The organism is Pseudomonas sp. WS 5410, from assembly GCF_012985645.1.
GTDB classification, from domain to species: domain Bacteria; phylum Pseudomonadota; class Gammaproteobacteria; order Pseudomonadales; family Pseudomonadaceae; genus Aquipseudomonas; species Aquipseudomonas shahriarae.
Genome location: NZ_JAAQWS010000022.1, coordinates 60,884 through 69,968 on the forward strand (window position 1 = coordinate 60,884; position 9,085 = coordinate 69,968).

Annotated in this window: 16 protein-coding genes and 1 tRNA gene; all 17 read left to right on the forward strand. The window is 58.1% G+C overall.

Annotated features, from left to right (window positions below; all coding sequences use genetic code 11):
* The first annotated feature begins 73 nt into the window (after positions 1 to 73).
* The 17 genes from HBO24_RS25005 to HBO24_RS25085 all read left to right on the forward strand — a co-directional run bounded on the left by HBO24_RS25005 (position 74) and on the right by HBO24_RS25085 (position 8,832).
* Positions 74 to 280 (forward strand): Cro/CI family transcriptional regulator, encoded by a 207-nt coding sequence (locus tag HBO24_RS25005; RefSeq protein ID WP_044274852.1) that lies wholly within the window; start codon positions 74 to 76, stop codon positions 278 to 280.
* Positions 281 to 309: 29 nt separating this feature from the next.
* On the forward strand, positions 310 to 498 hold the full coding sequence (locus HBO24_RS25010; protein ID WP_010568074.1) for a hypothetical protein: 189 nt from the start codon (positions 310 to 312) through the stop codon (positions 496 to 498).
* A 334-nt stretch (positions 499 to 832) separates the two neighbouring features.
* Positions 833 to 1,639 (forward strand): Rha family transcriptional regulator, encoded by an 807-nt coding sequence (locus HBO24_RS25015; protein ID WP_170060531.1) that lies wholly within the window; start codon positions 833 to 835, stop codon positions 1,637 to 1,639.
* Complete coding sequence (locus HBO24_RS25020; protein ID WP_170060532.1) at positions 1,639 to 2,481, forward strand: DnaT-like ssDNA-binding domain-containing protein; 843 nt, start codon at positions 1,639 to 1,641, stop codon at positions 2,479 to 2,481. Before HBO24_RS25015 ends, HBO24_RS25020 begins: the two co-directional genes overlap by 1 nt.
* On the forward strand, positions 2,478 to 3,203 hold the full coding sequence (locus HBO24_RS25025; RefSeq protein WP_170060533.1) for a replication protein P: 726 nt from the start codon (positions 2,478 to 2,480) through the stop codon (positions 3,201 to 3,203). Before HBO24_RS25020 ends, HBO24_RS25025 begins: the two co-directional genes overlap by 4 nt.
* Positions 3,203 to 3,511, forward strand: a complete 309-nt coding sequence (locus HBO24_RS25030) for a hypothetical protein (RefSeq protein ID WP_170060534.1) — start codon at positions 3,203 to 3,205, stop codon at positions 3,509 to 3,511. The genes HBO24_RS25025 and HBO24_RS25030 overlap by 1 nt, the downstream gene beginning before the upstream one ends.
* Positions 3,508 to 3,981 (forward strand): hypothetical protein, encoded by a 474-nt coding sequence (locus HBO24_RS25035; RefSeq protein WP_169867159.1) that lies wholly within the window; start codon positions 3,508 to 3,510, stop codon positions 3,979 to 3,981. The genes HBO24_RS25030 and HBO24_RS25035 overlap by 4 nt, the downstream gene beginning before the upstream one ends.
* Positions 3,982 to 4,063: 82 nt before the next feature.
* Positions 4,064 to 4,900, forward strand: coding sequence for a hypothetical protein (locus tag HBO24_RS25040; protein WP_170060504.1), 837 nt, complete (start codon positions 4,064 to 4,066; stop codon positions 4,898 to 4,900).
* Complete coding sequence (locus tag HBO24_RS25045; RefSeq protein ID WP_170060535.1) at positions 4,897 to 5,070, forward strand: hypothetical protein; 174 nt, start codon at positions 4,897 to 4,899, stop codon at positions 5,068 to 5,070. The genes HBO24_RS25040 and HBO24_RS25045 overlap by 4 nt, the downstream gene beginning before the upstream one ends.
* Positions 5,070 to 5,528, forward strand: a complete 459-nt coding sequence (locus tag HBO24_RS25050; protein WP_170060536.1) for a recombination protein NinB — start codon at positions 5,070 to 5,072, stop codon at positions 5,526 to 5,528. Before HBO24_RS25045 ends, HBO24_RS25050 begins: the two co-directional genes overlap by 1 nt.
* Positions 5,525 to 5,842 (forward strand): hypothetical protein, encoded by a 318-nt coding sequence (locus HBO24_RS25055; protein WP_170060537.1) that lies wholly within the window; start codon positions 5,525 to 5,527, stop codon positions 5,840 to 5,842. Before HBO24_RS25050 ends, HBO24_RS25055 begins: the two co-directional genes overlap by 4 nt.
* The gene (locus tag HBO24_RS25060) at positions 5,833 to 6,435 is read left to right on the forward strand and encodes a recombination protein NinG (protein ID WP_170060538.1); all 603 of its coding nucleotides are present in this window, start codon (positions 5,833 to 5,835) and stop codon (positions 6,433 to 6,435) included. Before HBO24_RS25055 ends, HBO24_RS25060 begins: the two co-directional genes overlap by 10 nt.
* Complete coding sequence (locus HBO24_RS25065) at positions 6,432 to 7,034, forward strand: hypothetical protein (RefSeq protein WP_262381556.1); 603 nt, start codon at positions 6,432 to 6,434, stop codon at positions 7,032 to 7,034. Before HBO24_RS25060 ends, HBO24_RS25065 begins: the two co-directional genes overlap by 4 nt.
* Positions 7,035 to 7,142: 108 nt before the next feature.
* Positions 7,143 to 7,228, forward strand: a tRNA-Ser gene (locus tag HBO24_RS25070).
* A 348-nt stretch (positions 7,229 to 7,576) separates the two neighbouring features.
* Complete coding sequence (locus HBO24_RS25075) at positions 7,577 to 8,095, forward strand: hypothetical protein (protein ID WP_170060539.1); 519 nt, start codon at positions 7,577 to 7,579, stop codon at positions 8,093 to 8,095.
* A gap of 145 nt (positions 8,096 to 8,240) precedes the next feature.
* Positions 8,241 to 8,573, forward strand: coding sequence for a phage holin, lambda family (locus HBO24_RS25080; protein WP_154906951.1), 333 nt, complete (start codon positions 8,241 to 8,243; stop codon positions 8,571 to 8,573).
* Positions 8,574 to 8,622: 49 nt separating this feature from the next.
* Entirely contained in the window at positions 8,623 to 8,832 is a 210-nt protein-coding gene (locus tag HBO24_RS25085; RefSeq protein WP_005785637.1) for a hypothetical protein, read from the forward strand.
* The last annotated feature ends 253 nt before the right edge of the window (positions 8,833 to 9,085 follow it).

Consider the following 9,085-nt stretch of genomic DNA (forward strand, 5'->3'; position numbering starts at 1 on the left):
CATCTCCATTGGAGTTGCAAAGTATCTCCATGGGAGATAATCTGCCGACATGAATGCCAATGGAGATATGGCCATGAGCCGAATCACTCTCAATCAGTTCGCTATCAGCAAGGGCCAAACCAAGGCCGCTCAGCTGCTCGGCATGTCCCAGGGTGCGCTGAACAAAGCACTCAGGGTTGGCCGGGACATTTTCGTGACCGAGGCGTCGGACGGCACCTTTCATGCCGAAGAGGTTCGCCCATTCCCGAGTCAAAACCAGCTTAAAAAATCAGCCGCTTAAACCAATTCATCAGCCACTGGAGACAAACGATGCATTTCGACCCAAGCCACATGCACGACAAACCCACCAAGGTCCGCCTGGATGAAGTGGCCGACGATCTGCTCACCGCCATGGCGCGTTTTCAGCGCACGCAGAAAGCAGTTCTCGCTCGGGAAATCCTCGAGCGCGGCCTGAACCAGATGATGGAAGAGCTTAACGCGAAAACTGATGTGGCCTGAAGTGGCCTAGGAGGCCCTGTGCCTGAAAGAAAACCGCTGGAAGTCCAGCTCGACTGGCAGGGAGTCGCCGATCTGGAGCTGCTAGCCAGACGCAAAGGCGTAACCCCAGAAGAGCTGGCCGCAACAATTATGAACCGGGCGCTTGATCGAATGACCCGGCCACCAAAGAGCCGGAGCAACGTCGCTTCCATAGGACGAAAGGGCTGATTAGCCCCTCAGGGACTATTGAGGATCTGCCAGTGAAACAACCCAGCAGTAAATCGGACGCACAAAAAAGCCACCGGGCAAGGGTGGCTTTTCGTGCAGCACTTACAAATCAGTTCTGGAGCGAATAATGCCTATTCCCCAATCAGTCGTCAACATTAACGAATCCGCGCCACGTTTTCTGCAATCGCAAAACGTGGCGCGGACTATGTCATCCGTAGAAATATCTAAGCTGACCAAGAGGCGTCACGACAACGTGAAGCGCCTCATCGAGGACTTGGCCCAGGGCGGATTGGTCCACCCTCAATCTGAGGATGAATGGTCCACGGACAAACTTGGTCGTCCTCGCGCCACCAGGATCTACAACGTTGGCGAACGTGATAGTTACGTTATCGTCGCGCAGCTCTCGCCAGAGTTCACCGGAAAGCTGGTTGATCGCTGGCAGTACCTTGAAAAGCAGGCTCAAAAGCCCGAGCTGCCCGCCAGCGTTAAGGTCATCGGGGAGCTGGCGATCATGGAGTGCTTCACCAGACTACTGAAGCCGGCGCCATCAAGCCAAATGATGATGCTGACCAAGATCGCCGCCAACAACGGACTGGATGCGAAATTCCTCCCTGGTTATGCCATCGACGCCGCTCCAGACGCTACTGGCGGATCTTCGATGGAAACTAAGCCCATCACCGACCTCATCAAAGAAAACGGGATAGCCAGCACAGCCACGGCCTTCAACCGCTTATTGGCCGCTAACGGCTTTATCAAAAAGTGCCAGCGCAACAGCACCAAGCGCGGCGTCGTCGACTTCTGGTCGGTGACTGATAAGGGCCTTCGTTATGGCAAGAACCTGACCAGCCCCAACAACCCCCGCGAGACCGCCCCGCACTGGTACGTGGATCGCTTCCTTGAATTGGCCTGCCTTGTCGGCAAAGGAGCCAAGTAATGGCTGGCGACTGGATTAAATTCGAACTCACTACCATGGACAAGCCAGAGGTTTGCCTTATCGCCGACCTGGCCGGCATTGATCCGGATGCGGTGGTGGGGAAGCTCATGCGTGTGTGGGCTTGGTTCGATCAGCAAACAGAAAATGGTAACGCTCCAAGCGTTAGTAAAAAGTTACTTGATCGCTCAGTAGGCGTTACCGGTTTCTGCGATCACATGAAGTCCGTGGGCTGGATGGCAGAAGCTGAGGGTGTGATCAGCCTTCCTCATTTTGAGCGTCACAACGGGAAGACCGCTAAAAACAGGCTCCTCACGGCAAAGCGCGTAGCCAGTCATAAAGCAGGTAACGCAAAAGGTAACGCTCGCATCGTTACTTCTGCGTTACCTAAAGAAGATGTAGATGTAGAGAAGAATAAAGATCAACACAACTCTCTCTCTGCGCACGAAGCGCTGGTCGCCGAAACGTTCGACGGCTTGGCGCCAGCCGAAGGTGTGCAGGGAGAAGAAAATCCAGAAGCCGACCCCGTTCCTGTCGACCCCAAGGCGCCATCTGAAATGACGCTGGATTGGGAGCCGAACCGGAACCTCCTGAAAAACTATGCCCTTCGGATGACGCTGCCGGTGGATGTGTTCACTGCTGATGCCACGGCTTCGTTCGTCTGTCACTACACGGCATCCGGCCGGATGGAGACGCAAGACGCATGGGTGGCGCTGCTGGTGAAGTGGGTCAAAACTGACCGAAATCAAGCCAGCAACGTCCGTCAGTTCCCGGCGCGCCGCCAGAGCAACGAGCCTGACTTCGACAGCAACGCATGGGCCGAAGGGCTTGTGGTGAGCCCATGAAGCCAGCCAGCCAACTGATGGCGACCATGGGCAACCTGCCGCCCGCCGTTCACGCTCAGCCGCTACAGGTGACGCCACAGACGGCCGAAGTGGTGAACGCCCTGTTCCGCCGCCTGCGCGGGATCTTCCCGGCGTGGCGCCAAGCATGGCCGTCCACCGAAGCGCTCGATTCCGCCAAGGCCGAATGGATCAAGGAGTTTGCCGACGAGGGCATCCGCACTCTGGAGCAGATCGAGTTCGGTATCCAGAAGTGCCGAAAGCTCAAGAAGCCGTTCGCGCCGAGCGTTGGTGAGTTCATCGCTATGTGCGTGCCTGGCCCTGAAGACTTCGGTATGCCGCTCGCAGCTGACGCATGGATCGAGGCGCTGATTGGTACCTACAGCCACGAAGCGGTGAAGTTTGCCGCCGAGGCCACCGGGCTGTTCGACCTGCGTTCCGCCAAGCAGGAAGACAAGGGCCTTCGCCAGCGCTTTGATCACAACTACGCCGTGGTGATCCGCCGCGCCCAGGAAGGCCAGCCGCTCGACGGAAAGATCCTCACCGGCATCGGCCACGACAGCCAGAAGACGGCGCTGGAACTGGCTGACGAATTGGCCGACCAGCAAACCCAGGCGCGAATCCTTCAGCAAGGCATCCCGGCCGACGGCAAGTCAGCCCGCGAACTGCTGCTGGCAAAAATGAACATCAAGCGCGATGCGCAGCGCGTAGAGGGCAAATTCTGATGAAGGATCACATCGAAAAAGCGGGTATTCGCTGCGCAGTTTCTGCGCTGGCAATGCTGGTTTTCTGTTTCGTGGTTTGGGGGCCAGTGAACACTATCTGGATCGGCCCATGGATCTACGAAGGAACCACCATTGGCTCTTTGGAGTGGCGTAAAGCATGGGTTTTCAATGGCTGGATTCTTTTCGCACCTATCGCCATCTGCCTCGGCTACTGCATCTTCACGATGGTTCGGGCGATCCGCAAAGACGAATCGGAGCGCCTGGGGCGCATGGCATTGATCGCAGAAGCAGGGGAGCAACGGACATGACCGAATTCGTAGAGGTGAAGACGCAAGACCTGTCGGGCGCGGCGCTGCTGGTTCTGAACGCTCACGCAAACTCCTTGGATATTCCATTCCCTCACTGGATTGGTGGTGCTGACGCTGACCAGGGTCCGTCCTACTGCCGGTCATGCGCGGAAGCAGAGGTCGCAGCAGGGCGTGCTGAATACGTCGATGGCGGATGGCAGCAAGAAAATGACGGCTGCTGTCACTGCGAAACCTGCGGGCGCCTGCTCGATTACACGCTGACCGAATACGGCGCCAGCGAAGAGATTGATCACTACATGGGCACCGAACTTGCGGGGCCGATCTCCCCGGAGGATGCATTCCACATCGCGAAGATGCTTGAGCAGGATGAAAAAAATCCTCAGGCACTCTCGATTGGTATTCAGGCTGCGGAACTGATCAAGGCTCAACAATCGGCCATCGAAGCCGCAGGCCTGAAGGTGAAGCCATGAGCCTCCCAATCACAGCAGCCTGCACCCTGGCGGGTTTCTCCATTGGCGTGTTCTGCGTCCTGATCACAATGGCGGTGACGGCATGAGCGATTACAGCGAACTGAAGCGGCTGGCCGAGGCGGCCACTCCGACACCTTGGGAGCGTGGCGACGGAAACGAAGTCATGGTCTCGGAAGAGGGGGATGAGGCGTACTGGTCTTGGGAGCAGGCTGGCCCTGCACAGATTCATGGTTCGGGTGAGCAGCCCGTTAGAGATGCCGACTTCATCGCTGCAGCTAATCCCGCCGCAGTGCTGGCCCTGATCGCCGAGAACGATCGGCTGAAGACATTGCGGAGCACAACCGAACGTGACCTTGCGCAAGAGCTTGAGGTTTGGCGGCACGGGCCGTCCTGCTGGACTTGTGGAGATACCGGTGACGTGCATGACATGGTCGGAGAATGGCGCGGCCAATGCGACTGCAATGCAGCCAAGGTGATTGATGTTGCCAGCGAGCGCGACCAGCTCAAGGCCGAGAACGAGCGTCTTTCCACGGAAAATAGCGAGATTGAGTCGGCGGCCATCACTTACATCGAGGACATGCAGGAAGCGCAGCGCGAAAACGCGCGCCTCACTGAGCTTTTCACGGTTGGGATGACGCTGGATGGGAATCTGCGTGTTTATGGCGATTGGCAGAGCGTTAGGAAAGCACAGGAGATTCTCGCTGAGCGCGACCAGCTACGCGCCGAAATCGCCGGCCTACGCACCGGCTACGAAGCCTACGAGCGGGTGAATGCTGAGCTGAAGGCCGAGAACGAGGCGCTGCGTAAGGCATTGAAAACCGCAGAAGATGCCATGTGGCACGCCGACGGGAATATGGATGGAGAGGCCGCAGATGCTCGCGATGCTCTTGCAGTCCTGGGCCAGGGAGAGCAGTCATGAGCGAAGTCGGATTGATTTTCATAATCCTCACAGCCTGGGCCACTGGCACTCAGCTTGGCTATGCCTTTGGCTACCACCGTGCATTCAAACGGCTCATTCCAGAGCTGAACGCTGAGCGGGAAGAGGTGGCGAAGCTGAAGCTGTTGGCTCGCCTGCGGGGTGATCAGTGATGGCCGAGAAACTGCGCATCAACTCCCTAGCCGAACTGTCGACCCTGCAGGCGGCCATCCGCAAGAAAGGGTTCCCCTGCAATGTGGCGATCACCGGGGCCAGTCGGAGCCTTCCCCAGAATGCCCTGTTCCACAAGTGGTGCGAGTGCGCAGCCCAGTTCTTCGTGTCCATGGGCAAGACCACGTTCGCCACCGGTGCGCCGATGAACATGGAGAACATGAAGCGCAACCTGAAGCTGACCTTCCTGGGCGAAGAGGTTATCCGCGACATCAACCTCAAGACCGGCGAAGTCACTGAGCGCTACGAACTCAAGCACACCAGCGATCTGGACAAGGGTGCCATGCACTCGTTCATGACCTGCATTGACGCCTGGGCCGCTGAACACGGGATCTACCTTCCGCATCCCGAGGACAGCGAGTACATGAAGATGCGTTGCAACATGGGAGAGGCGGCATGAGCCATAACTTCAAGCCGGGCGACCTGGCGCTTGTCATTGACGCATCAATTGAATCAAACCTCGGCATGGTTGTTGAGCTGATTCGGAAAACCAGTGATTCGACAATCACTCTCCCGGATGGTGGAAGGGTGGGCAATCCAGAGATGAAGGTTTGCTGGGTGGTGGCGGCGGACGGGCTTGTAACCACAAACAAGCTCAAGCCAGAACCATTCAAGGTCAAGTACGCAGCTGTTCCTGAGCGCTGCCTGATGCCCCTTCGCGGCGATTTCGCGCCCGAGCAGCAGAAAGCCAAGGAGGCAGAGCCATGCGCGTAGCCATCGAGAAGAAGGCGCCCAAGCCCAAGACCTGCAAGAACCCAGCATGCAGGGACTCCTTCGTCCCGCAGCGCCTCGGTCAGGCGGTGTGCAGCCCTAAGTGTGCGCTGGCCACCGTAGAGGTGCAGAAGGCCAAGGAGAAAAAGTCGCTTGCCCAGGCCGGTCGCCGGGATATCAAGGTGCGCAAGGAGGCCCTGAAAAGTCGCGGCGATCACATGCGCGAGGCTCAGCAGGCGTTCAACGAATACATCCGCACCCGTGACCAGGCCGCCGGCCACTTCTGCATCTCCAGCGGCAAGCCTTTGGACTGGAGCGGAAACGCAGTAGATGCAGGGCATTACCGCAGCGTCGGCTCCGCGCCGCACCTGCGCTTCGATGAGCGTAACTGTCATGCCCAGAGCAAGCAGGACAACCGATTCCTCTCCGGCAACGCCGTGGACTACCGGATCGGCCTGATAGCTCGCATTGGCCAGGAGGCCGTCGATGCCCTGGAATCCGACCAGAGCGTGCGCAAGTACACCGTGGATGAGATCAAGGCCATCAAGGCTGCGTACCGGGCAAAGACCAGAGAACTGAAGAGGGCTGCAGCATGATGAAACTCAACTCGGCACGTCTGGCTTGGCATGACGCCCTCTACACGCCGTGGGATAGCCAGGGCTCGCACGTCGAGCAGATCGGCTTGCTCGGATGCTCAGTGCAGAAGACCGAAAAGTCCGTGAACAGCCGGCATGCCATGCAGCAGGCGATATCGGCGCGGATACAAAACGCCATTGCATCTCTGCCTGACGACCTGCGCGCCTTCGGCAACCACATGTACAGCCCCATCGCCACTGATGACGAGAAGGACGAGGCGGAAGACCTGTTGTTCGCCACGGCCTACCAGAACGCATCTCGAACAGGCGTGATGACGGCGGCGAAGATGATGCGCGCCAGGTATGTTTGCGCTTCAACGCTGCATCGGTACCGGCGTATCAACCAGGGTGGACAAGGGGAGGGAGACGATCCGCTGCCCACGGTTTTCAAGTTGCGGGTGTGGATATACGACACCTACGGCGTGGAGCTACCAGGTGATCAGTGGGCAAGGGATTGGGCGCCATTCGTGGAGCATTGTTTCGACGCCTGCAACTGGCTGGACAAGGAAGCACTGGTGCCGCTTTCCGGCGCAATAAAAATTATGAAAGAGGCTGCTTGACGCCAAGTCGGCGTTTTGGCATTATTTCGCCACTGTTAGAGTTTTGCCTACGGCAACTAACTAAATGATCCAATGAAACCCGGCCATCGCGCCGGGTTTTTCGTTTCTGGAAGGTGGCGCCCAGTGGTGGGCAATCCGGTTTGAACCCGGAGCTATCGGAAACGGTAAGAGTTCGACTCTTTCACCTTCCGCCAAATTACGCTGACTGAATGTGCGCTGGGACGCACACGGGACTGTAAATCCTGCGCCGAGGCTATGTGGTTCGATTCCATCAGGCAGCACCAGTTTCACCTGTAGCCAGGACAGCCCTCGGGAACCCCTGGACGCGGTATCGCCGGTAGTCACGCGTCACGAAAGAACACCGGCAGCCCACGCGCTCTGTTCACACCTGACTTCCAGAGCGGCGCGAGACCGGATCAGCGAGATCGATGCATTGGGGCGTCGACGCCGGGAAGGTCTTTGGCTGGCAGCGTGGGAAGACACGCGCACCTATTCAGGGCCTCAGCATTCGCTGGGGCTTTTCTCGTTATGAGGCACAGCAAATGTCCGAACAAGTAGAACGCGCTACCCAGGCAGTGGTTGATTCATTGATCAGTGGAAGCCTAAGCAGCCTTTCGAGTGCGCTCGTCCGACTCGCACTGGTGAGTCCTTCCGCGTTCCTAAACGTCACTATTGGGCTGCTGAATACCGATCAGCCCAGGACTGTAAGCTCGTTCGTGATCGGGCTGTGCGGTCAGGGCTCCGGCGACTTCTATCATGCCGATGGGCGCGTATTCGGTGCCGTATACACCGACCACATGCTGCTTTGTAAGAAGGCCCATCCATCGGGCGTCGGCATTCCGCTTGAGGATGTTCGCGTCGCTGTGGCGAAGGCCCGCGGCGAGCACGAAGAACTGATCCTGAAGAAAGTCCAAGCGCTGGAAGGCATTTTCCAGGAGATCGACAACTTGGTCGCGGGTCACTCTTTCGCTGACTCCAAGTTGCTGAGCCTCGCTCATGTGGACTTGGTCAGGGGCAAGGCGTTGCTTTGGGCAGCCCTGAATCCTCCCAAGATCATCTGAAAATAATGGCCCGCCACGTTGCGGACCTTCTCGTTTTCGGCTCCACCACACCCATTGCTCCGAGCTGGGAGTGCCGTGTGAGCCGATTCAATTCCGCAGGTCATGGCCTGTCGTATTCCTAACTCCCTGACGGGGAGGAACCGAGATGTCCAACATGCCAGACAAACCAGACACCTGGGCGATAGCGCTTGCGTGGTTGAGCCAGCATTCGCCAATCCTCTATGCGGCTGCGTTGTCCTGTGCGATGGCTGTTCTGCGAATCACATACGGCGGCGGCACGCGGCGCCAGATGATCGTGGAGGGCGCTATCTGTGGTGGATTGGCCCTTACCATCATTAGCGGGCTTGAGTTCTTCCAGCTTCCCCAGAGCATGGCAACCTTCGTCGGTGGATGGGTTGGCTTCTTAGGTGTGGAGAAGATCAGGTCCATTGCTGACCGAGTTACCGACTTCAAGCTGCCAGGCCGTAAGGCTGAGTAATCCGCGCCACGTTTTCGAATGCGCCAAATCGTGGCGCGAGACAGGTCACATGAAAGTAATCGTAACCAAGCTCTTGGGATCGGCTGAGGTCGAGTTCCTGCGTAAGGGAGTGGTCGTTCATCGTGAGCGGTTTACCGGCAAGACCAACTCCCGGTATGAGCGCACCATTGCGACGCGGGAAGAGTTCGACGCTCACCGGTGCCGGTTTGTGACGGCCATGCCTGCTGATCGGGCATTCCAGTATGAGGTTGCGCCATGACTCCCACCAGGTGCGCCGCGTGCACTGGGTGCGGAGTGTCGTTGATCACGGACCAGCGCATTCCAGTGTGTGGTGGATGCCAGTCGGTCAGGCCTCCAGAGCCGCCACCCATGCGCCAACCAGTGGCATCGATGGCACCGAGCCGTGGTTCGCTGATGGTCGTACTGGTGTTCATCGCCGGTATGGCGGTAGGGGCCAAGATGGTCGGCGGCTGGTGAGGTAAAACAGAATCGAATGATCATTGAATGACGTT

Bases quoted from the DNA above. Each gene is read 5' to 3' on its own strand.
- HBO24_RS25060 (WP_170060538.1), top strand. From the start codon at position 5,833: ATGCGCGTAGCCATCGAGAAGAAGGCGCCCAAGCCCAAGACCTGCAAG.
- HBO24_RS25085 (WP_005785637.1), top strand. From the start codon at position 8,623: ATGAAAGTAATCGTAACCAAGCTCTTGGGATCGGCTGAGGTCGAGTTC.
- HBO24_RS25035 (WP_169867159.1), top strand. From the start codon at position 3,508: ATGACCGAATTCGTAGAGGTGAAGACGCAAGACCTGTCGGGCGCGGCG.
- HBO24_RS25005 (WP_044274852.1), top strand. From the start codon at position 74: ATGAGCCGAATCACTCTCAATCAGTTCGCTATCAGCAAGGGCCAAACC.
- HBO24_RS25010 (WP_010568074.1), top strand. From the start codon at position 310: ATGCATTTCGACCCAAGCCACATGCACGACAAACCCACCAAGGTCCGC.
- HBO24_RS25025 (WP_170060533.1), top strand. From the start codon at position 2,478: ATGAAGCCAGCCAGCCAACTGATGGCGACCATGGGCAACCTGCCGCCC.
- HBO24_RS25065 (WP_262381556.1), top strand. From the start codon at position 6,432: ATGATGAAACTCAACTCGGCACGTCTGGCTTGGCATGACGCCCTCTAC.
- HBO24_RS25030 (WP_170060534.1), top strand. From the start codon at position 3,203: ATGAAGGATCACATCGAAAAAGCGGGTATTCGCTGCGCAGTTTCTGCG.
- HBO24_RS25040 (WP_170060504.1), top strand. From the start codon at position 4,064: ATGAGCGATTACAGCGAACTGAAGCGGCTGGCCGAGGCGGCCACTCCG.
- HBO24_RS25055 (WP_170060537.1), top strand. From the start codon at position 5,525: ATGAGCCATAACTTCAAGCCGGGCGACCTGGCGCTTGTCATTGACGCA.
- HBO24_RS25050 (WP_170060536.1), top strand. From the start codon at position 5,070: ATGGCCGAGAAACTGCGCATCAACTCCCTAGCCGAACTGTCGACCCTG.
- HBO24_RS25015 (WP_170060531.1), top strand. From the start codon at position 833: ATGCCTATTCCCCAATCAGTCGTCAACATTAACGAATCCGCGCCACGT.
- HBO24_RS25075 (WP_170060539.1), top strand. From the start codon at position 7,577: ATGTCCGAACAAGTAGAACGCGCTACCCAGGCAGTGGTTGATTCATTG.
- HBO24_RS25045 (WP_170060535.1), top strand. From the start codon at position 4,897: ATGAGCGAAGTCGGATTGATTTTCATAATCCTCACAGCCTGGGCCACT.
- HBO24_RS25080 (WP_154906951.1), top strand. From the start codon at position 8,241: ATGTCCAACATGCCAGACAAACCAGACACCTGGGCGATAGCGCTTGCG.
- HBO24_RS25020 (WP_170060532.1), top strand. From the start codon at position 1,639: ATGGCTGGCGACTGGATTAAATTCGAACTCACTACCATGGACAAGCCA.